Raw genomic sequence first — 20,464 nt, forward strand, 5'->3', positions numbered from 1 at the left:
GCGAGGGAAGCGTCCTTTGCGCGCCGACGGTGAGGTACCGTCAGCGGGACTGTGACCGCACAGCTTCGAAGACCTCGTCGTCCCACCGGTGCGTCCGGATCAGCCGGTACCGCTCGCAAGCCACCCACAGGTACGCCTCGGCGTCGGTCCGGTCGCCGATCAGGTCCGCCTGCCGCAGCATCGCCGCCACCGGCACGAACTCCTCGTCGAACCATCGCTGCGCGAGCGTCGCGCGGTCCGAGTACGCGCCTTCGTCCTGCATCAGCCGGAAGCCCCACGCTTCCACGTGCTCGCCGAGCCGCGCGTAGTCCCACGGATCGGTGAACACGACCGAAGCCCGCGCGTGCCCGGACAGCGGGACGCGTTCCAGGAACAGCCGCCGGTAGTCCTTCACGATCAGGTCGCCGCGGTACCGGATCCCGCTGGGGTCCAGTTTGGTCCGCACCTCGGTGACCATCGCCTCTATTGTGGACAGTCGCATCGCGTGTGCCACCGAAACGCGGTGGTGCCCGTCGATGATGAAGTGCAGTTCGCCGACGCGGTACACCTCGATCGGCGGAATCGACTCGCCGCGCCTGGTGGCGAGCGCCAGCCGTTCCCAGCGTTCGCGGACGCGGCCGGAGGTCGGGCGGAAGCGGCGGTCGAAGTCGCGGCCGCGGTCGACGCTGCCGACGATCGAATCGAGCCGGATCACCCGCGCCCCGATCTTCCGCTCGCCGAGGTAGCCGAGCGCGTCCACCACCTCGTGGAACGGCAGCATGATGTTGACGTCGTCGGGCTCGCGGCGCAGCCAGGTCGCCAGCCGTGACAGCACCTGACGCCGTCGCGCGCGAAGGAAGTCGTGTTCCGCGTCCGCGCGGGGAAATCCCGTGTCCTTCATGAGAACTCCATGATCCGGTGCCCGACGACGTTGCGTACCGTGGTCCCGCCGACCACCCGGTCCGGCACGGGTTCGCCGTGCGGGTGGATATGCCCGTGCAGCAACCACTTCGGCCGCAGCAACTCGATCGTGCGATGGAGACAGTCGAAGCCGCGGTGCGGCGGATCGTCGCGGTCGCCGCAGTGCCGCGGCGGCGCGTGGGTGAGCAGGATGTCGACGTCCCGGCCGTCCCGCCACCGGCGGAACCGGGCCCGGCGCACCAGTCGCCGCGCGCGCCTGGCCTGCTGGCGTTGCGTCCACTGGTTCGGGCCGTCGTTGTAGCGGACCGAACCGCCGAGCCCGGCGAAGCGGAGCCCGCCGACGTCGACGACCCGGCCGTCCGCGTTCACCCCGCCCGCCGGACCGGGCCACACCGCGGGGAAACCGTCCTTCATGGACAGTCCGCCGTAGCGCGTGTAGCCGGAAAGGTCCGGGTCGTGGTTGCCCGGGACGAACACGCAGGGCACGTCGAGCGCGCCCGCCAGGAACTCCAGGTAGTCGTACGGCAGGTCGCCGGCGCCGATAACGAGGTCGGCCGGGTGGTTGCGGACGGCGGACGTCCACAACCGCTCTTCGACCTCGTCCGCGACGACCAGCGCTTTCATACGCTCCAGCGTAATGCCGGAGGCGCTACTTCGGGCCGTGCGCGAACGCGGGGTCCTTGGCGATGATCGCGATCACGATGCCCAGCCAGACGACGCAGAAGGCCAGCGCCCAGAACTTGAGGTTGGTCAGGATCCTTGGCATGAGGGAACTCCAGAACTGCCGAATGCGGAAGAAGGGTCAGAGCCAGCGGTTCTTCCTGAATATTCGGTAGAGCAGGATGCAGACGCCGAAGATGACCGTCATCGCCACCGGATAGCCGAAGCGCCAATGCAGTTCCGGCATGTAGTCGAAGTTCATCCCGTAGATGCCGGCGAGCGCCGTCGGGACCGCGATGATCGCCGCCCACGCGGTGATCTTGCGCATGTCGGTGTTCTGCTGGAGCGTGATCTTCGCCAGTGTCGCGTCGACCAGGGTGGTCAGCAGTTCGTCGAAGTTCGCGACCCGCTCCGCCACGGTCGTCAAGTGGTCGGAGACGTCGCGGAAGTACGAGCGGACCTCGTCCGGGATCAGCCGCGTGTAGCCCTCGGCGAGGCGCTGCAGCGGCGTTCCCAGCGGCATGACGGCGCGGCGCAGCTCCAGCACTTCGCGCTTCATGAAGTAGATCTGCTCGGCGCTCACCTTGGACCGCGGCGCGAAGACGTGCGTCTCCATCTCGTCGATGTCCGACTCGATCGCGGTGGTGACGTCGAGGTAGTGGTCGACGACGTGGTCCGCGATCGCGTGCAGCACCGCGGACGGCCCGAGGTCGAGCCGCTCGGGGTCCTGGTCGAGTTCGCGGCGCAGCCTGGCGAGCCCCGAGTGGTTCCCGTGCCGCACGGTGATCACGAAGTCGCGGCCGAGGAACGCCATCAGCTCGCCGGTCTCGACGATCTCGTTGGCCGTCGCGGGCGACTCGTGCTCGACGTAGCGGACCGTCTTCAGCACCATGAACAGCGTGTCGTCGTAACGCTCCAGCTTGGGCCGCTGGTGTGCTTCCAGCGCGTCCTCGACGGCCAGTTCGTGCAGGCCGAAGGTGTCCGCGATGCCCTGGATCTGGACCGCGTCGGGCTCGTGCAGGCCGATCCAGACGAATCCCGCGTGCCGCTTGCGCACCTCTTTGATCGCCTCGGCGTGCGTCCAACGGCCCGGCAGGCGCTTGCCCTCCACATACACCGCGCAATCGACGACGTACGCCGAAAGGGGGACGGGCAGCGGGCGTTCGGGGACGCTCTTGGCGCGGCCGTTGCTCCGGCCGCGAAGGCCGCCGAGCGAGGGAATGGCAGGCATGGGATCTCCTGGGCAGACGTCGTGCGTTGATGCGCGAAGACGACGGGCCAAGCGGTCGGGGGGCCGCTCGGCTAGGCCAGCGTTCCCGGTTTCGTCAGCCCTGCCAGGTGGGGATCCGGCGAGACGTGAAGGGGGGAACGCTGCGACTACTGGGAAGCGGACTATCGCCACTGGACATCGGGTTCCTCACCTCCTTCGGCTCGGCGGACGGTTACGCAGTGGTGTGGGTCGCGTTGACGACCCGACACCAATGGTCGAGGGTACTCCTCAACACGAAAGCCTGTCGTTCCAGGCTCACGCCGCGTTACTCGTGCAGGAGGAATGGGTGCAGTTCGGTCGCTATTACGAAGAGTTCGAGGTCGGCGCGGTCTACAAGCACTGGCCGGGCAAAACGGTCACCGAGTACGACGACCACCTGTTCTGCCTCATCACCATGAACCACCACCCGCTGCACCTCGACGCGCACTACGCGGAGGAGACCACCGACTTCGGCAAGAACGTCGTGGTCGGCAACTACGTCTACTCGCTGCTGCTGGGGATGTCGGTGCCGGACGTGTCCGGCAAGGCGATCGCGAACCTCGAGGTCGAATCGCTGAAGCACGTGAAGCCGACCTTCCACGGGGACACCATCTACGGCGAGACCGAGGTGCTGGACAAGACGCCGTCGAAGTCGAAGGACGACCGCGGTGTCGTCTACGTCGAGACCCGCGGCTACAAACAGGACGGCACGATCGTGTGTGTCTTCCGTCGCAAGGTGATGGTGCCGAAGCGGTCCTACGGCGACAGCAGGGGCGGTGAACAGCCCGGCCGCCCCGTCCCGCACGAATAATGGGTGTCACGAACGGGAAGAGGGAGCGCGTCGATGCCCATCGGGCTGGATGAGATCAAGAGCCGCCTGCGGAAGTTCGCGACGGTCGAGGCGGCCGGTGTTTCGCCGCTGTACGAGCACCTGGCGACGAAGGCGTCCGAGGACGACGACGTGGCCGGTCTGCTGACCGACGCCCGCGGCGGTGAAGCACGCGGAACGCTGCTTTTGGCGACCGCGCACCGGCTCATCCAGGCCGACCCGATCCACCCGCTCTCGCGGTACTACCCGTCCGTCGGCGGTTTCGACGGCGTGGACTCGGAGACGTGGCCGCTGTTCCGCTCGTTCCTGCTGGAGCGGGCGGACAAGGCACGGGCGATCATCTCCTCGCGGTACACGCAGACCAACGAGGTCCGCCGTGCCGCGCTGCTCTACCCCGCGATCACGACGGCGGCGAAGGAAGCGGGCGGCAAGATCGCGCTGCTCGAAGTCGGATGCAGTGCGGGGCTGCTCCTGGGCCTGGACAAGTACGCCTACCGCTACCAGTGCGACGGCGGCGAACAGCTCACCGCCGGCCCCGCGAAGACCGCGGTCGGCCTGCACTGCGCGCTGGACCTCGCGCCCGGCGCCGTCACGCCGAAGGTGCCGAAGAAGCTGACGATCACCGCCCGCGCCGGCCTCGACCGCGCCCCGGTGGACCTCGCCGACGAAGACGAACTCGCCTGGCTCGAAGCCTGCGTCTGGGCCGACCAGCCGGACCGGATCCGGCTCCTGCGCACGGCCGCGGCGGCGCAGGGCAAGCAGCGGCCGGACCTGATCGCCGGCGACGCCGTCGACGATCTCGCCTCGGCGGCCGCCACCCTGCCCGCCGACGCGCCTCTCGTCGTGCTGACCAGCCACGTGCTCGCGTACCTGGGGGACCGGCGGGCGGACTTCCTCGAGGCGTTGCGGAAACTCGCCGCGGACCGGCCGCTGTGGTGGGTCAGCGAGGAGTTCTACGCCGCCGCGCTGGAGCACTTGGTGCCCGGCCGGGCCGATCTGGCCGAACCCGCGGACCAGGCCGTGCTCGGGCTCGTCCGCTGGGACGCCGGTGTCCCGGACGTGCGGGCGCTGGCCAGGACGGCCCCGCACGGGCAGCGGATGACCTGGCTCCCGGTTTAGTCCAGCCCGGACAGCGGCAGACCCGACTTCCGGGTTTACCCATTCGGCTCTTCGAAGATGTCGGCAAAGCATCGGGAAGGATAATTTTCACCTCCCGCGCCGCTTTATCCCCGCGTCATTCGCCGAATCGGACACGGCAGGTCGTCAAGACGGCACGATGTCCCCGGTCGGCAGCACTCCCCAGTCGCGCAGAGTGACGAACAGGAGTTCGGCCAACCGGCCCTCTTTGTCGAGTTCGATCAAGGTTCCGGCGTCGATCCACCGGGCGTCGTCGGCGTCGTCCCCTGCACGGAGAGTGCCGCCGTCGACCGCGCAGGCGTAATCGTGGATGTCGTACGGGCCGCGGCGGGCGTTGCCGACGTATGTGCGCGGTATCACGTCGAGCCCGGTCTCTTCGCGCAGCTCCCGGATCACGGCCGCTTCGTCCGTTTCGCCTGGTTCAACCCGTCCGCCGGGAACCGACCACAGTCCACGTCCGGGTTCATTCGCGCGCCGGATCAGCAGAATCCGCCCGAGTTCGTCGTGGACGATGCCGCCGACACAGCGGACGGTGCTGTCCGAAACGGTGTTCATTCCCGAATGGTAGACGCGGGCTTCCTGACAATGGCTGTCCTGTACACGGAGAGTAGCCGTACGGTACACTTCCCCTCGCCGGCTGACCCAAGCGCGGGACTTCCCTCCCGCGCGGGTGGAAGGTGCGGTACAAAATGAATAGTCAGTATCCGCAGTCAGTCACCGTAAGAGACAGGATTGATCGCTGTGAACGCGAAAAAGCTCCTCACTTTCGCAGGAATCGCGTTGGTGCTGTTCTTCGTGATCGCGCAGCCAGGTCAGGCCGCGGGCCTCGTGGGAAACATCATCGGCTTCCTGCGTGACTCGGCCGAATCGGTGATCACCTTCGTCAGCAACGTCTTCAGCTAGCGGGGGAGCGGATACTCTATCGGTATGTTCGCCCCACGCGATCCAGACGAGTATCTCCTCGACACCGAGCGGCGGGTCATCAGGATCCGCCGGCACTGGGCTGTGCTGTTGTGGGAAACCTTCGAGACGGCCGCGTTGCTGGCCGTCTGCGTCCTGGTCTCCTACCTGTTGCCGCCCGCCGCGTGGGTCATCCAGAACATCCTCTGGTATGCCGCGTTGCTCATCATCCTGCGCTTCGCGTACGTGGTGATGGAGTGGTGGGTCGAACGCCTGGTGGTCACGGACAAGCGGTTCGTGATGACCACCGGTGTCTTCACCACGAAAGTGCTGATGATGCCGATCACCAAGGTCACCGACCTCACCTACGAACGTTCGGCGTGGGGCCGGATGATGGGGTACGGGACCATGGTGGTCGAGTCCGCCGGTCAGATCCAGGCGCTGAACCGCATCGACTACCTGCCGAAGCCGGAAGAGTTCTACGACACGATTTCCGAGCTCGTGTTCGGTGACAAGCAGAAGCAGGCCGAGCGCTTCTCGATGATCAAGGCGCAGCGCGCGGCACGCGGCAAGAAGAAGGTCGGTTAGCGCAGGTCCCGGAGTCGCTGTGACCTGGAGCATCGTCGATACTGAGCGGCGATGCGCATCGACTTGCACGCCCACTCCACCGCCTCCGACGGTACCGACAGCCCTGCCGGGCTGGTCGCCGCCGCCGCGAAGGCCGGCCTCGACGTCGTCGCGATCACCGATCACGACACCACGGCCGGCTGGGCCCCGGCCGCCGAGGCACTCCCGCCAGGGCTCACCCTGGTGCCCGGCGCCGAGCTGTCCACGATCTCCGTCGACCCGGTGAGTGGACGGCATATCAGCGTCCATCTGCTCGCGTACCTCTTCGATCCGGCGTCGCCCGCGGTCGTCGCCGAGCAGACCCGGCTGCGGTCCGAGCGGCGATGGCGGCTGCGCGTGATGGCCGAGCGGATGGCCGCCGACGGCCTGCCGGTCGATCCCGACGAGGTCATGTCGCTGCTGCCCGAGGACGGTTCGGCCGGACGGCCCCACCTCGCGCAGGCCCTGGTGCGGGCCGGTGTCGTCTCGTCGGTGAACGAGGCGTTCGGGAGCTACCTCGGAAACGGCAGCGGGTACTTCGTGGCGCGGCAGGACACGCTCGTGGAGGACGCGATCGACATGATCGCGGCGGCGGGCGGGGTCACCGTCATCGCGCATCCCTTCGCGTACACGCGCGGCGCGACCATCACCGTCGACGTGCTCGCCGGGCTGGCGACGCACGGCCTCACCGGCGTCGAGGTCGACCACCCGAACCACGACGAGGAGACACGCGTCCGGCTGCACGGGCTGGCAGGGGAGCTGGGGCTCGTGCGCACCGGGTCGAGCGACTATCACGGCACGAACAAGACCATCGACCTCGGCGACGAGACCACCGATCCGCTCGCCTTCGAAGAACTCGTCGCGCGGGCGACCGGCTACGAGGTCGTGACCCGGTGACGATCACGGACTTCTTCGACGCGCGCCTGTTCATGAGCGCGACGATCACGCTGATCGTCATCATGGACCCGCCCGGCACGGTGCCGGTGTTCCTGAGCCTTACCGGCCGGAAATCGGTGGCGTTCCGCGCCAAGGCCGCGCGGCAGGCGGTGCTGGTCTCGTTGCTGGTGATCTCGCTGTTCGCCGTTGCGGGACAGGCGATCCTGTCCTACCTCGGCATCGGGATCCCGGCGCTGCAGGGTGCGGGCGGACTGTTGCTGCTGCTCATCGCGTTGCAACTGCTCACCGGCAAGACCGGCGGCGAGGCCGAAGCGGCGGGCGACGACGTCAACGTCGCGCTCGTGCCGCTCGGGACGCCGCTACTCGCCGGCCCGGGCGCGATCGCCGCGACCATCGTCTTCGTACGGCAGGCCGACGGGCACGTCGGCGCGTACGTGGCTCTCGCGCTTTCGATCGTGACAGTGCACTTCGTGCTGTACCTGTGCATGCGGTACTCGGGCGTGGTCATCCGGCTGATCAAGGAAAGCGGGATCACGCTGCTGGCGAAGATCGCCGGTCTGCTGCTGGCCGCGATCGCGGTCGAGCTGGTGGCGAACTCGGTGAAGGGCTTCATCGCGGGCACGTGACCGGGCGCCGGTGATAGCAAAGGTCCCTTGCTCTCTCGCGTGCCCGGCTCCTCCCCGCGTGTGCAATGAAAGGCTCTTTCCTTGCCAAATTTGCAAGGAAAGAGCCTTTCATTGCACGCGGCGGCCGTGAGGGCCTCCTTCCCTACCCTGAAGGTAGTGAAGGAGGCCCTCACGGACAGGCACGTAGCTTAAGTTGATCTTGGGCGGGTTTTGATCGCAAGTGGTGACGGTTTCCGCAGGTCAAGCGCTCGCTTGCCCTGGCCGACGGGAGCCGGCGCACCCCGGGCGTCCACTGTGGGCGCATGTCGATGACTGAATGTCCGATTGATGACGAAACGGGCGGTTCTGTCAAGGGGTCGTGAGTGGCAAAGGTCGTTCTAACCCTCATTGCCACTCACGACCCCCTCGCGTAGCTGCGCAAAGCACCCAAATCGGGCACCCGGATTCGGATTGGCGTCCTGTGTGGACAGTTGCGCCCCGGGTCCGCTGCCGGTGACTTGTCCGGTTGATCGAGCGGACCGGCGGCCGCTCAAGATCAACTCAAACGACGTGGCATTGGGCCCTCACGGACAGGAACGCTGCTGAGGCCACAAGCGATAGCAAAGGTCCCTTGCTCCCTTCCTGGGGATCCCCTCGAAAAGTGTCGGTGGGGGTGCGTAGCGTTGCGGGCGGGGTGATCCGATGGAGCAGATTGGTTTCGACTTCGGCGTCGAGGCGCCGCGCAAGCTGACGAAGGTCTCGCCCGCGCGCCTCGCGACGTTCGAAGATTGCCCGCGCCGTTATCGCATGTCGTATCTGGACCGCCCGTCCCCGACACGCACCGGCGCGTGGGCGCACAGCACACTCGGTGCGGTGGTGCACAACGCTTTGCGGGCGTTGTTCGACCTGCCGGTGATCAAACGCGTGCCGCAGCGGGCGATGGCGCTCGTCGCCGAACACTGGAAGGACGCCGGGTTCGAAGACACCGACCAGGCCGCCCGGTACCGAGCCAGGGCGAAGGCCTGGGTCGCGGAGTACGTCGAGCACAACGACGTCAGCGTCGATCCGGTCGGGCTGGAGCGGTGGGTTTCCGCGCCGGTCACGCTCGAGCCGGGCAGCGGACCCAGCCTCATCATCGAAGGCCGCGCCGACCGCATCGACCAGCGCGGCCGGGAACTGGTGATCATCGACTACAAGACCGGCCGTCGTGAGCCGGACGAGTACGAGGCGCGCTCTTCGCAGGCCTTGGCGCTGTACGCGGTCGCCGCGGCCCGGACGCTGCGGACGCCGTGCTACCAGGTCGAGCTGCACCACGTGCCCACCGGGACCATCGCGGCCGCCGAGCACACCGAGGAGAGCCTCAAGCGGCATCTCCAACGCGCCGACGAGACCGCCGGGGACCTGCGCCTGGCAACGGATACCCTGGACGCCGGCGGCGACGAGGACGTGTTGTTCCCGGCGCGCCCGGGCCGCCGTTGCTCGTGGTGCGACTTCCGGCCCAGCTGCGCGGCAGGCCAGGAGGCCGGGCCCGCGGCTCAGCCGTGGGAGTTGCTGGCGCCCTAGATTCTCCAGATTCGACGATTGGACAGGCGAGGACGTGTCGTCACCGGACACCGAAGAGCTCGCGACCACACCGCCGCCCGCGGAGCGGAACGCGCCCGCGGCGACCGAAGGCGGCCGGTTCTGGCGCGGGCTGACCGGATCGCTCGCGGCCGGGATGGCCGTGCTGGCGGTGTGCGTGGTCGCGATCGCCACGATCTGCCTGTTCACCGGCGCGCCGGGGCCCGGTCTCCTGATGCTGATCGGCCACCCGGTGGCCGCGGTGCTCGCCTTGCTGGCGCAGCGGGTCGTCGATGGGCGCACTGGCCGCGTCGCGGGCCTCGCGGGTCTTGGCGTCGTGGTGAGCGTGACGGCCGCCCTCAGCCTGTTCTGGTGGAGCTGACCGCGGCAGGAAAGTGCCATCGACCGGCGAACTGGCTCCTGTCCCTGCGAAACTATGGCTCACTGGGCACGTCGTAGATGAACACGCTGCCCCGCAGCGAGGATGAAGGGCACCGTCGATGACCTACCCACCCCAGCCAGGACAGCCCGACCAGGGCGCTGGCGGGCAGCAGCAGTACCCAGGGCAGCAGCAGCCGGGACAGCAGTACCCAGAGCAGCAGTACCCGCAGCAGCAGCAGTACCCGCAGGGCGGTTACGACCAGAGCGGCGCGTACCCGCAGCAGCAGTACCCCGGCTACGGCCAGCAGCAGTACGGACAGAACCAGCAGTACGGACAGGGCTTCGGCGGGCCCCCCGCGCCCCCGAAGAACAACAAGACCGGCCTGATCGTGGCCATCGCCGCCGCTGCCGTGGTGGTGCTCACATTGGGTATCACCGGGTTCGTCGCTCCCGGGTTCTTCCTCGGTGACGACAAGGCCGACAAGCCGTCCGGCCCAGAAGGGACCGCGCGGGCGATCGTCGACGGTATCAACGCCCACGACAAGGCCGCGTTGACGGCGCTCAAGTGCGCGAACGCGGAACAGGACGTCGAGCAGGCCATCGATCGAGTCGCCGACGTTTCGAACGCCACGCTCGGCGAGATCACGAAGGTCTCCGAAACCACGTACACGGTGGCCGTCACGCTCAGCGTCGGAGGGCGATCCCGCACCGCCGCCGGCACGCTCGCCGCCGAGGGCGGTAATTGGTGCTGGAAGGAACTCGGCCGGCTGCGCACCAAGTCCACGACGACGGGCTGACGACGGGGGCGATAGCAAGGGACCTTTGCTATCGCCTGCCGGTCACTTGAGCGCGACCAGGGTCGGACCGCGTTGCTCCAGCAGCACCGGACCGACCGACGAGAGCACCACCGGGCCGGCGTAGCCACGCCTGTCGACGCCGACCGTGCGGATGGTGGCGCCGGTCGTCTCGTCGAGCACGGCGAGCCCGCCCTGGATGGGCACGACCAGCTGCTCCCCGAAGGTCACGCCGGGGCCGGCGGAGTTGTTCAGCGTCCAGCGCGGCGTGAGGTCGTCGCGCGAGAACGCCATGGTCTTCGAGCCGGTGAACCAGTAGACGCCCTGCGCGGTCCACGCGGTCGTCATGACGCCGCCCACCGGGTCCCGCGTGATGTCCGTGTCGGGCACGTCGAGCGGGTACGCCGCCTTCTGGAGGCCGTCGCCGCCGTAGATGACCAGCAGTTTCTGTTCGGGCAGCACGATCAGCGCCAGATCGCCGGACATCGCGACGACCTTCGCGTTCTTGCCGGCGAGCACGGTGCTGTAGTCGACCTTCGGGTCGTCGGCTTCGTCGTTGGTCGCGCGGTAGACGGTGAAGCGGTCGGCCGGGTCGCCGGGGCAGCGCTCGATCACGCCGATCTTGCCTGCCGCGGCGGCCACCGTGCCGTAGGTGCAGCCGGTCCTCGGCTGCTTGTTCGGGTTCACGATGGCGGGGACCTGGCCGTATTCCATGCTCTTGACCAGGTCGTCGCGCCAGGTGTTCAGCAGTTTCGTGCCGGTCGTGGTGACGTGCGATCCGTCGACGACCAGCCGGGTCCCGAGTTCGGCGTCGCCGTTGCGCTGCGCCGTGCGGCGCCCGGTGCCGGCGTCGAGCTGGGTGACCTCACTGCAGCCGGTGTCCTTGCGGTACACCGCGTCCACCTTGATCCCGGCGAGCGCGACCGTGCACAGCTCGAGATCGCGGGAATAGCGCCACCGGACGTCGCCGGTGTACGGATCCCGGCCGAGTACCTCGCCCTTGTCCGCGGTGACGACGCTGTTGGCCTCGCCGATCGGGACGGGTGTCGACGAACTCGGTGCCTGCCACAGTTCGGTCAGCGAGCCGGGCACTTCCGACGGCGCGGGCGGAAGCCCGGGCGGCATGGTGTTGGCGACCTGCGCGACGGTCGCCGCGTTGTCGCTGTTCACGCCGATGACGACGCCGGTGACGGCGACGACCACCACGATCGCCGCGGCGAGCACACGGTCCCTCGTGCGGTTCCACGGCGAGCGCCGGGCGCGTTTCCCGCCCAGCGGTGGCTCGGTGGCCACCGCCGCGGCGGGTTCGGCGTCCAGCACGTCTTCCGTGCCGATCGCGTTTTCGGCCGTCTGCGGTTCGGCACCGCTCGACGGCGGTTCGGGATCGGCGGGCACGGGCCGCGCCGGTTCGTCGTCCGGCGCGGCGTCCCAGCGTTCGCTCACGTGCCCCTAGCTCCCCACGTCGAGGTCTGAAGCTCTCAGTCTGCCGACGCAGGTGTATCAGAAGTCGCCGAGGGACGGCGACGGCGGCGTCGGCGAGCCGGACGCTCGGCGCTGTCGCCTGCCTCCTTCTCGACCGCCGGGCCGCTGACCTCGGGGCTCGGCTTCGCGGCGCCGCGGCTGCGGCGACGGGCCCGCGTGCGGCCCTCCGAAGAGGCTTCAGCCGCTTCGCCCTCGGTGCCTTCCGCCGAAGCGTCCGCGGCCTCGGTCGTGTCGGTCGCGTTCGCGCCGCCGCGGGTCCGCTTGCGCGGCGTGCGGTTGCGCTTGCGGGGCGCTTCTTCTTCGTCCTTCGGGCCCTGGCTCTGACCCTGTCCACGGCCGCGGCCGCGGCGCTTGCCACCCAGGTCTTCTTCGACCTCGGCCGAAAGGCCGGCGCGGGTCCGCTTCGACAGCGGGAGGCGCCCGGTGGTGCCCTCGGGGATGCCCAGATCGCTGAACAGGTGCTTCGACGACGAGTACGTCTCGGCGGGCTCGGGCATGTCGAGCCCGAGGAGGTCCGAGATCATCTTCCAGCGCGGCGTTTCGTCCCAGTCGACGAGGGTGATCGCGACACCGGTGCGCCCGGCGCGGCCGGTGCGGCCGATCCGGTGGACGTAGTTCTTCTCGTCCTCCGGCGTCTGGTAGTTGATCACGTGCGTGACGTCGTCGATGTCGATCCCGCGGGCGGCGACGTCGGTGGCGACCAGCACGTCGACCTTGCCGGCGCGGAACGCGCGCAGCGCCTGCTCGCGGGCGCCCTGGCCCAGGTCACCGTGCACGGCGGCGGCCGCGAAGCCGCGCTCGACGAGCTCGTCGGCGACCTTCTGCGCGGTGCGCTTGGTGCGGGTGAAGATCATCGTCAGGCCGCGGCCCTCGGCCTGCAGCGCGCGGGCGATCAGCTCGGGCTTGTCCATCGAGTGCGCCCGGTAGACGAACTGGGTGGTGCGCTCGTGGATCGCGCCGGCGTCGTTCTCCTCGGCGCGGATGTGCGTCGGCTGGGTGAGGAACGTGCGGGCCAGCGTGATGATCGGGCCCGGCATGGTCGCCGAGAACAGCATCGTCTGCCGCTTGTCCGGGACCATCCGCAGGATGCGCTCGATGTCGGGCAGGAAGCCCAGGTCGAGCATCTCGTCGGCCTCGTCCAGCACCAGACCGCGGACCTTGCCCAGCACCAGGTGCTTCTGCTCGGCCAGGTCCAGCAGGCGGCCCGGGGTGCCGATGACGACGTCGACGCCGCTGCGGAGCGCCGCGATCTGCGGCTCGTAGGGGCGGCCACCGTAGATGGCCAGTGTGCGGATGCCGAGGTGCTTGCCCGCGCCCTTGAGGTCGTTCGCGACCTGGACGCACAGCTCACGGGTCGGCACGACGACCAGCACCTGCGGGGTGCCGTCGCCGGGGACCTCGACGCGGTGCAGCAGCGGGACACCGAAGCCCAGCGTCTTGCCCATGCCCGTGCGGGCCTGGCCGATCAGGTCGTCGCCGGCCATGGCCAGCGGCAGCGTCAGTGCCTGGATGGCGAAGGTGCGCTCGATCCCGGCCTCGCTCAGCGCCTTCACGATCTCCGGCTTGACGCCGAAGGAAGCGAAGGAGGGGGCTTCGGGTTCCACCGGTGCGCCCGCCTGCAGCGGGTGCGACACGTCGAGCGCCGCCGGGCCTGACTCGCTGTGCTCCAGCGCGACGGCCTCCGGAACGCCGGTGGGGTTGTCTTCGGGCGTGTTTTCGTTCGTGGTCAGGGTGCTCGCCTCTCTCGTGACCAGCGCGCACTGCCCTGGTCACCGATCGACACTCGACCACGAAAATTCGCTCGGGCTCCGCGCTACTGGCGCTGAAGCGGCCCTTCGTGGGAATGCCGCAGGATGGCGTGCACGCACATCATTCTTGCGCTGATCGGGGCCGCACCGGCTGTCCTTCAGCCGCAGCAGCGTCCCGATCCGGGACGGATGATCCGTCGTATCCGGCCGCCAGTCTACCTGATCTGCGGTTTTTCGATAGACCCCGCCGCGCCGACGAAGGTGGGATCGGTCTCTTCCCGTCCGGCCGGGTGTGTTCGGCGATACCCTTTCCGCCGTGACGGAGGCAAAGCAGATCAGCGAGGGCGTAGTCGATTTGCTCGGCGTACTCGCCTACGGGGAATTGTCCGCATTCGATCGCCTGGCCGAGGACGCGCGCACCGCGCCGACGCTGTCCGGCCGGGCCGCGCTGGCGTCCATGGCGGCCGCCGAGATCGGGCACTACGACCTGCTCACCAAGCACCTCGCGGGGCACGGCGTCGCGATCGAAGACGCCATGAGGCCCTTCGTAGGGCACATCGACGCCTGGCACGCCTCCACGGCGCCGCGCTCCTGGCTCGAGTCACTGGTGAAGGCCTACGTCGGCGACGGGCTCGCGGCGGACCTCTACCGCGAGATGGCCAGCTGGCTCGACCCCGAAACCAAGGATCTGGTGCTCACCGTGCTCGCCGACACGGGGCATTCCGCGTTCGCCGAACGCGAAGTCGCGGCCGGGATCGAGGCCGACCCGAAGGCGCGGGACAAACTCGCGCTGTGGGGCCGTCGCCTGCTGGGCGAGGCGTTGACGCAGGCCCAGTACGTCGTCGCCGAGCGGGACGGGCTCGCCGAGTTGATCGTCGAAGGCTCCGGCGACCTTTCGGGAATCGCCGCGTTGTTCCGCCGGTTGCAGCAGGGGCACACCAAACGCATGCAGGTGCTGGGGCTCGGCTGACGTCTCTTCGGCTAGCCTTGGCGGGCCAGTAGTTTCGAACTTTCAAGCGGAGGTCCCACGTGGAGGTCAAGATCGGCATCAAGGACACGCCGCGAGAGCTCGTGGTGTCCAGCAACCAGTCGCCCGACGAGGTCGAGGAACTGGTCGCGAACGCCTTGAGGGCCGGCGACGGGATCTTCCGCCTCGACGACGAGAAGGGCCGTAAGTACATCGTGCCCACCGACCGGATCGCCTACGTCGAGATCGCGCCGTCGGACGTTCGCAAGGTCGGCTTCGCTGTTGGTGGCTAACCCGATCGGGTTGTAGTCGGATGTCACAGTGGCGTCACCGCCGCGTCTCAGCCAGCTCTCAGATTTGATCGTCACGCTAAGGCGGGGACGGCAGGGGGCTAGCCGAGAAATGAGGTGGACGGCGTCACTGTGATGGACCGCGCGCTGGTCGACGGCGTGCGTACTGTTCCCGAACAAGGCAAGCGGGCCGCTGGGCGGCTGACCGGCATCGACGTCGCCCGCGGCCTGGCCGTCCTCGGCATGTACGCGGTGCATGTCGGCCCCGATCCCGCCAAAGGCGGCGTCGGGGTGCTGTTCAAACCGTTCGAAGGCCACTCCGCGGCGTTGTTCGCGGTACTGGCCGGGGTCTCGATCGCGCTGATGTCCGGCGGACGCCGCCCGAAACTGGGCCGCGACCGGACGCGCGTCGCGCTCAAGCTGGCGACCCGGGCACCGCTGCTGGTGGCGCTGGGGCTGTGGCTGACCAGCCTCGAAACCGGCTACATGGTGATCCTGGCCTACTACGGGGCCTGTTTTCTCTTCGCGATCCCGTGGTTGCGCGCGGGTGCGAAGGCACTGGCGATCGCGGCGGTCGTCGTCGCCGTGGCGGGCCCGCTGCTCTCGCATCTGATCAGAGCGCAACTGCTTCCCCGTGACCTGCTGTTCTTCGCGCCGGACCTGACCGCGGACGATGTCACGTCGACCGGGCTGCTGAAGGCCGCGACCGTTCTCGTCCTGACCGGGACCTTCCCCGCGTTGACGCTGATGGCGTACGTGTTCGCGGGGATGTCGCTCGGGCGGATGGACCTGACGTCGCGCAGCGTGTGCCGTCGGCTGTTCTTCGGCGGATCGGCGCTCGCGGTCGGCGGTTACCTCGTGTCCTGGCTCGCGACCGGGCCGCTCGGCGGCATGCAGGCCGTCTACCGCTCACTGGAACCGGCCGCCGCGCAGATGGGGATGACGCCGCCGGAATTCCTCCGGCTCCACCACACCTGGATCCACGGCACGCCGCCGACCACCAGCTGGGCCTGGGAACTGCTGCCGACAGGCACCTCGTACACGCCGTTCGACCTGCTGATCTCGATCGGGATCGCGGCGGCGGTGATCGGCGGCTGCCAGCTGCTGATGCCGAAGTTCGAGCGCGTGCTGCGGCCGCTTTCGGATCTGGGCGGGCGGGTGCTGAGCGCGTACGTGCTGCATTTCGTGGCGATCGCGCTGCTGTGGGACGAGAGCGACGGCGATTCGATCTTCAGCGTGCTGCACTTCGTCGAGTTCTCGGTGGTCGCGCTGACCGCGGCCGTGTTGTGGCGGAGGTTCGTCGGGCGCGGGCCGCTGGAATGGGCGATGAACAAGCTGTCGAGCTGGCCGAAGTACCTGGTGCCGCGTGCTCGGGTACCTGCTCAACGGCAGGGCTGACGTTCTCTTGGAGCGCGTTCGGGGGTGGACTGCGGCGCCACTGACCTGCGGAAAGAGAGCAAGGGACCTTTGCTGTCACCTGGCAGCGATAGCAAAGGTCCCTTGCTCACCCGCAGGCTGATCCAAGTACATGAAGGCCCCCTTCCTTGCGCTAGACGCAAGGAAGGGGGCCTTCATGTACTGCCGCCTCAGCGGTCAGGCGTTGAGTTCGTTCAGTTCTTCCAGCGAGGTCGGCACGTGGAAGGGCGGCGTGCTGGTGCCCATGATGCGGTAGCGGTCCCACGGGTCCGGGTCGGAGAGTTCACCCTTCGCGCTGTACTCGCCCGCGCGGATCTCGACGGCGGTCTTCTTGCCGCCGGCGGCCGCGGACACCTGCTCGTTGGTGGCCACGCGGCCGTACCAGCGGTAGTACCCGTCGATGGGCTGGAAGTAGCCCCGCAGGTCGACCGTCGCGGCGATCTCGGTTCCGTCGATCACGAGGACCGCTTCGCCGGCGTAGCCGTCTTCGTCGTGCTCGCTCATTGCCCCTCCGCCTGCTTTTCCTGGGTCTTCCGCATTTGGACGACCTTGTTCTCTTCGAGCGGCAGGTTGGGATCGATGACGATGCCCTGCTGCCGGGAGAGGCCGTCGATCGCGGCCCAGATGATCTGTGTCAGGTATTCGACGACGCTGTCGCGGCCCATCGAGCGCCGGTCCAGCCACCATTCGCCGGTGCTCTGCACCATGCCGACGATGCCGTGCGCCCACGGTTCGGCGGCGCCGGAGTCCATGTTGAACATCCGCATGTAGTCGCCGAGCAGCGCGGTGAGCGCGGTGGCGATCAGTTCCTTGTCCTCGGCGACGACGTCGGATTTGACGACCACCTTCTCCTGGAGGCCGCCGCGTGCGAGCAGGCGGTACAGGTTCGGGTGCTCCTCGATGACGCTGAAGAACGCGTCGAGGGCCATCCGGATCCGGGGGATCGGGGCGAGTTCGGAGTTGATGGCCGGGATCAGCCGCTGGAAGAGGATCTCCGTGCCGCGCTGCCCGAGCGCGACGTACAGATCCGCCTTGTCATCGAAGTGCCTGTACAGCACAGGTTTCGTGACGCCCGCTTCGGCGGCGACGTCTTCCATACCGAGGTCCGGTCCGTGCGTGTCGAGCGCCCGGAGGGCCGCTTCGACGAACTCCGCGCGGCGCGCGATCCGGTGTTTGCGCCAGCGGTCGCGACGGGCGTCACCCGTGTCGGCCTCACCCGCGATGGGGTGCTTGCTCGACTGCTTGCTGTTGCGCTTGACACGTTCGATCACCCCAGTCATGCTACCAGAGGTAACTGTTACCGCGAGTTACAGATAGGGGCGTGTCGGCAATGACGCGGGCGCTGAAGGAAACTGACCGGGAGAAGACAGCCGAGCGGCTGCTCAAGTCCTCCGCAAACAAGTTCTACGACCCCGACGTCGACATCGACTGGAACGCTCCGCTCGTGGACGGGAAGCACTACATCCCGGCACATCGCTCTTCGCTCTACGGCACCGAACTGTGGGACTCGCTGTCCGAAGAGCAGCGCATCGAACTCGGCAAGCACGAGGTCGCGAGTGTCGCCACGACAGGACTGTGGTTCGAGATCCTCCTGATGCAGATGCTGCTCAAGGAGGTCTACGAGGAAGACCCCACCAGCTCGCACGCCCAGTACGCGCTGACCGAGATCGCGGACGAATGCCGTCACTCGACGATGTTCGCGCGGATGGCTTCGCGGATCGGCTGCCCGAACTACGGGCCGGTGCCTTGGCTGCGGCGGTTGGCGAAACTGATGCCGACGATCAGCTACGGCCCCGCGCGCTACGGCGCGATCCTCGTCGCCGAAGAGGTCCTCGACCGGCTTCAACGCGAGCAGATGAACGATCCGGACATCCAGCCGCTGGTGCGCATGGTCAACCGGATCCACGTGCTCGAGGAAGCCCGTCACGTCACCTTCGCCCGCGAAGAGGTCACTCGCGGAATGGCGAAGCTGTCGAAGAAGGAAATCATCTATCAGCAGTTCATCATCGCGCTGATTTCGTACTTCGTGACGCGGGCCTTCATCAACCCGCACGTCTACAAGGCCGTCGGCATCCGGCCGCGTGACGGGGTGGAAGCCGCGATGAACAACCCGAACTGGCAGGAGAGCGTGCGGTGGGCGGGCGAGAAGATCATGCCGTTCCTGCAGGAATCCGGTCTGGTCGGTAAGCCCGGCATGTACTTCTGGCGCAAGTCCTTCCTGCTGCCGGGGAAGCGATGAAGAGCGTCAAGCAGCGCGACGCCGTCTCGTGGGACCCGTCGCGGGAACACCGGTTCGTGACCGGCGACGGCACCGCGCTGCACGTCGAGATGAGCGGTCCGGCCGACTCCGAACTCACGCTGGTACTCGTGCACGGCTGGACCCAGGACCACCGGACCTGGGACGGCGTGGCGTCGCGGCTCGGCGACTCCGTCCGGATCCTGCGCTACGACCTGCGCGGTCACGGCGGCTCCGCGCCGGCGAAGCCGGGGACGGCCACGATCGCGACCCTCGCCGACGACCTCGCCGAACTGATCGAGGACCGCGTCCCGAACGGGCCGCTCGTGCTCGCCGGGCACTCCATGGGCGGCATGACGATCATGGAACTTTCCCGCAGGCGTCCCGATCTGGTGGACCGGCGCGTCGCAGGGGTCGCGTTCGTCGCCACATCGTCCGGTGAGATGGACCGGATCACCCTCGGCCTGCCGGGGATCGCGGGCAGCGGCGCGGCGAGGTTCGAACGGAGGCTCGCGAAGCTGCTCGCGAAGAACCGCCGTGACGCCTTGCCGCTGCCGCTGTCGGTGGTGCGGCCCGGCGCGCGGCTGCTCGTCTTCGGGCAGCGGCCTCAGCGGGCCGACGTGGACTCGGTCGCCGAACAGTTGCTGTGCGCGCATCCGGCGAGCGTCGCCGGATTCCAGGACGCGATCTCCCGGCACGACTGCCGGGTCACGCTGGCCGCGCTGCAGGGCAAACCGGTGATCGTGCTGGCGGGGGAGCGGGACAGGCTCTGCCCGCCCCCGCACGCCAAGGTCATCGCCGACGCGCTGCCGGAAGCCGAATTCGTGCGCTACCCGGGTGCCGGGCACATGCTGCCGCAGGAACGAACGCAAGAGGTTTCGGACCGCATCGCGGCACTCGTCCGCCGCGCCGCGAGGGTCTGAAAGCGGGAGCAAGGGACCCTTGCTCTCTCTCGTGCCCGGCCCCTCCGCACGTGTGCAATGAAAGGCTCTTTCCTTGCCAAATTTGGCAAGGAAAGAGCCTTTCATTGCACACGGCGGCCGTGAGGGCCTCCTTCCCTACCCTGAAGGTAGTGAAGGAGGCCCTCACGGACAGGCACGCTGCTGAGGGCCAAAGCGGTAGCAAAGGTCCCTTGCTCTCTTCAGAGGCGCGTGTAACCGTTCTCCAGGAGACGGACGCCTGCCTCCCGATAGGCGTCCTGGTCGTCGATGGCGATCGTGGCCAGCCCGTCGACGTAGCGGTTGAACATGCAGAAAGCGGCCGCGATCAGGACGGTGTCGTGGATTTCGACGTCCGTCGCGCCCTCCGCGCGGGCGGTCTTGATCAACTCTTCGCTCACGGACTTCCCGCTTTCGCGGACAGCGAGCGCGACGTGCAGAAGCGACCGCACCTTCGCCGAGACGGGTGCGTCATCGATGTCCTTCCAAGCCGCTTCGACGACCGGCATGCCCCCTTCGAGCGCTTCGGCGGCGACGGCGCCGTGACTGCGTGAGCAGAACGTGCAGTCGTTGCCGCGTGAGACGACCGCGGCGATCAGTTCCCGCTCGCCGACGCTGAGGCTGCTCGGGCCGCGAAGCAGGACCTCGGCGAGTTGCCCGAGCGGTGCCGCCGTCTCCGGCCGGTAGGCGAACAGGGCGGTGATGCCGGGCAGGTTCTCGTCGAGTGCGATGTGGGGCATGGAGACTCCTCGCGGATCGGGACGCGGTCGCTTGATTCATAGCCGAAACGCGGCTCTGCCCGGTGCCGCTGGATGGTCCAAAGCGAGAGCAAAGGTCCCTTGCTCCCCGCCGGAGGCGCTAGCGTGATC

The 20,464-nt window shown here is 68.2% G+C and carries 23 protein-coding genes; 14 read left to right on the forward strand and 9 right to left on the reverse strand.

The window, feature by feature from the left end:
* Nucleotides 1-40: 40 nt before the first annotated feature.
* From ACLJO0_RS10975 to corA, 3 genes are all read right to left on the reverse strand, one after another.
* A complete protein-coding gene (locus ACLJO0_RS10975) occupies nt 41-880 on the reverse strand; it encodes a chromosome partitioning protein ParB (protein ID WP_410577983.1) in 840 nt (279 codons plus the stop codon).
* Nucleotides 877-1,524: a metallophosphoesterase family protein gene (locus ACLJO0_RS10980; RefSeq protein ID WP_410577984.1), complete on the reverse strand. Its 648-nt coding sequence runs from the start codon at nt 1,522-1,524 to the stop codon at nt 877-879. The genes ACLJO0_RS10975 and ACLJO0_RS10980 overlap by 4 nt, the downstream gene beginning before the upstream one ends.
* A gap of 178 nt (nt 1,525-1,702) precedes the next feature.
* Entirely contained in the window at nt 1,703-2,791 is a 1,089-nt protein-coding gene (gene corA / locus ACLJO0_RS10985; RefSeq protein ID WP_034313298.1) for a magnesium/cobalt transporter CorA, read from the reverse strand.
* Nucleotides 2,792-3,041: 250 nt separating this feature from the next.
* Between corA and ACLJO0_RS10990 the strand changes: the two genes are divergently transcribed.
* Both ACLJO0_RS10990 and ACLJO0_RS10995 read left to right on the forward strand, forming a co-directional pair.
* A complete protein-coding gene (locus ACLJO0_RS10990; protein WP_370305480.1) occupies nt 3,042-3,620 on the forward strand; it encodes a MaoC family dehydratase in 579 nt (192 codons plus the stop codon).
* Between the two features lie 33 nt (nt 3,621-3,653).
* Nucleotides 3,654-4,757 carry a DUF2332 domain-containing protein gene (locus tag ACLJO0_RS10995; protein ID WP_410577986.1) on the forward strand — a complete coding sequence of 368 codons (1,104 nt, stop codon included), beginning with the start codon at nt 3,654-3,656 and terminating at the stop codon, nt 4,755-4,757.
* Between the two features lie 144 nt (nt 4,758-4,901).
* Here ACLJO0_RS10995 and ACLJO0_RS11000 read toward each other — a convergent pair whose 3' ends face one another.
* Complete coding sequence (locus tag ACLJO0_RS11000; protein WP_410577988.1) at nt 4,902-5,330, reverse strand: NUDIX hydrolase; 429 nt, start codon at nt 5,328-5,330, stop codon at nt 4,902-4,904.
* Between the two features lie 186 nt (nt 5,331-5,516).
* Between ACLJO0_RS11000 and ACLJO0_RS11005 the strand changes: the two genes are divergently transcribed.
* The 7 genes from ACLJO0_RS11005 to ACLJO0_RS11035 all read left to right on the forward strand — a co-directional run bounded on the left by ACLJO0_RS11005 (nt 5,517) and on the right by ACLJO0_RS11035 (nt 10,521).
* Nucleotides 5,517-5,678, forward strand: coding sequence for a hypothetical protein (locus ACLJO0_RS11005; RefSeq protein ID WP_005167589.1), 162 nt, complete (start codon nt 5,517-5,519; stop codon nt 5,676-5,678).
* A gap of 24 nt (nt 5,679-5,702) precedes the next feature.
* The gene (locus tag ACLJO0_RS11010) at nt 5,703-6,263 is read left to right on the forward strand and encodes a PH domain-containing protein (RefSeq protein ID WP_034313292.1); all 561 of its coding nucleotides are present in this window, start codon (nt 5,703-5,705) and stop codon (nt 6,261-6,263) included.
* A gap of 51 nt (nt 6,264-6,314) precedes the next feature.
* Complete coding sequence (locus ACLJO0_RS11015) at nt 6,315-7,178, forward strand: PHP domain-containing protein (protein WP_410577991.1); 864 nt, start codon at nt 6,315-6,317, stop codon at nt 7,176-7,178.
* A complete protein-coding gene (locus tag ACLJO0_RS11020; protein WP_410577993.1) occupies nt 7,175-7,804 on the forward strand; it encodes a MarC family protein in 630 nt (209 codons plus the stop codon). Before ACLJO0_RS11015 ends, ACLJO0_RS11020 begins: the two co-directional genes overlap by 4 nt.
* A 681-nt stretch (nt 7,805-8,485) precedes the next feature.
* Nucleotides 8,486-9,346, forward strand: coding sequence for a RecB family exonuclease (locus ACLJO0_RS11025; protein ID WP_125780963.1), 861 nt, complete (start codon nt 8,486-8,488; stop codon nt 9,344-9,346).
* Between the two features lie 34 nt (nt 9,347-9,380).
* Nucleotides 9,381-9,725, forward strand: a complete 345-nt coding sequence (locus tag ACLJO0_RS11030; protein ID WP_410577995.1) for a hypothetical protein — start codon at nt 9,381-9,383, stop codon at nt 9,723-9,725.
* Nucleotides 9,726-9,843: 118 nt separating this feature from the next.
* Nucleotides 9,844-10,521, forward strand: a complete 678-nt coding sequence (locus tag ACLJO0_RS11035; protein ID WP_410577997.1) for a hypothetical protein — start codon at nt 9,844-9,846, stop codon at nt 10,519-10,521.
* A 42-nt stretch (nt 10,522-10,563) separates the two neighbouring features.
* On the opposite strand, the gene ACLJO0_RS11040 is transcribed toward ACLJO0_RS11035, so the two are convergent.
* Together ACLJO0_RS11040 and ACLJO0_RS11045 are read right to left on the reverse strand one after the other, a co-directional pair.
* Entirely contained in the window at nt 10,564-11,961 is a 1,398-nt protein-coding gene (locus tag ACLJO0_RS11040) for a hypothetical protein (RefSeq protein ID WP_410577999.1), read from the reverse strand.
* A gap of 35 nt (nt 11,962-11,996) precedes the next feature.
* Nucleotides 11,997-13,604 carry a DEAD/DEAH box helicase gene (locus tag ACLJO0_RS11045; protein ID WP_410578234.1) on the reverse strand — a complete coding sequence of 536 codons (1,608 nt, stop codon included), beginning with the start codon at nt 13,602-13,604 and terminating at the stop codon, nt 11,997-11,999.
* A gap of 460 nt (nt 13,605-14,064) precedes the next feature.
* On the opposite strand from ACLJO0_RS11045, the gene ACLJO0_RS11050 reads away from it, so the two are divergent.
* From ACLJO0_RS11050 to ACLJO0_RS11060, 3 genes are all read left to right on the forward strand, one after another.
* Nucleotides 14,065-14,718, forward strand: coding sequence for a ferritin-like fold-containing protein (locus ACLJO0_RS11050; RefSeq protein WP_125796623.1), 654 nt, complete (start codon nt 14,065-14,067; stop codon nt 14,716-14,718).
* A 59-nt stretch (nt 14,719-14,777) separates the two neighbouring features.
* Nucleotides 14,778-15,008: a DUF3107 domain-containing protein gene (locus ACLJO0_RS11055; RefSeq protein WP_076163324.1), complete on the forward strand. Its 231-nt coding sequence runs from the start codon at nt 14,778-14,780 to the stop codon at nt 15,006-15,008.
* A 114-nt stretch (nt 15,009-15,122) separates the two neighbouring features.
* Complete coding sequence (locus ACLJO0_RS11060; RefSeq protein ID WP_410578001.1) at nt 15,123-16,403, forward strand: heparan-alpha-glucosaminide N-acetyltransferase domain-containing protein; 1,281 nt, start codon at nt 15,123-15,125, stop codon at nt 16,401-16,403.
* A 195-nt stretch (nt 16,404-16,598) separates the two neighbouring features.
* Here ACLJO0_RS11060 and ACLJO0_RS11065 read toward each other — a convergent pair whose 3' ends face one another.
* Nucleotides 16,599-16,925, reverse strand: a complete 327-nt coding sequence (locus tag ACLJO0_RS11065) for a DUF4873 domain-containing protein (protein WP_005167612.1) — start codon at nt 16,923-16,925, stop codon at nt 16,599-16,601.
* On the reverse strand, nt 16,922-17,701 hold the full coding sequence (locus ACLJO0_RS11070) for a TetR/AcrR family transcriptional regulator (protein WP_410578003.1): 780 nt from the start codon (nt 17,699-17,701) through the stop codon (nt 16,922-16,924). The genes ACLJO0_RS11065 and ACLJO0_RS11070 overlap by 4 nt, the downstream gene beginning before the upstream one ends.
* Before the next feature lie 50 nt (nt 17,702-17,751).
* Here ACLJO0_RS11070 and ACLJO0_RS11075 point away from each other — a divergent pair, with 50 nt between their 5' ends.
* Together ACLJO0_RS11075 and ACLJO0_RS11080 are read left to right on the forward strand one after the other, a co-directional pair.
* Nucleotides 17,752-18,660, forward strand: a complete 909-nt coding sequence (locus tag ACLJO0_RS11075; protein WP_199749167.1) for an AurF N-oxygenase family protein — start codon at nt 17,752-17,754, stop codon at nt 18,658-18,660.
* The gene (locus ACLJO0_RS11080) at nt 18,657-19,580 is read left to right on the forward strand and encodes an alpha/beta fold hydrolase (RefSeq protein ID WP_410578005.1); all 924 of its coding nucleotides are present in this window, start codon (nt 18,657-18,659) and stop codon (nt 19,578-19,580) included. Before ACLJO0_RS11075 ends, ACLJO0_RS11080 begins: the two co-directional genes overlap by 4 nt.
* Before the next feature lie 218 nt (nt 19,581-19,798).
* On the opposite strand, the gene ACLJO0_RS11085 is transcribed toward ACLJO0_RS11080, so the two are convergent.
* Complete coding sequence (locus tag ACLJO0_RS11085) at nt 19,799-20,335, reverse strand: carboxymuconolactone decarboxylase family protein (protein ID WP_410578006.1); 537 nt, start codon at nt 20,333-20,335, stop codon at nt 19,799-19,801.
* Nucleotides 20,336-20,464 lie beyond the last annotated feature (129 nt).

This window comes from Amycolatopsis sp. lyj-108, assembly GCF_046549005.1.
GTDB lineage: Bacteria > Actinomycetota > Actinomycetes > Mycobacteriales > Pseudonocardiaceae > Amycolatopsis.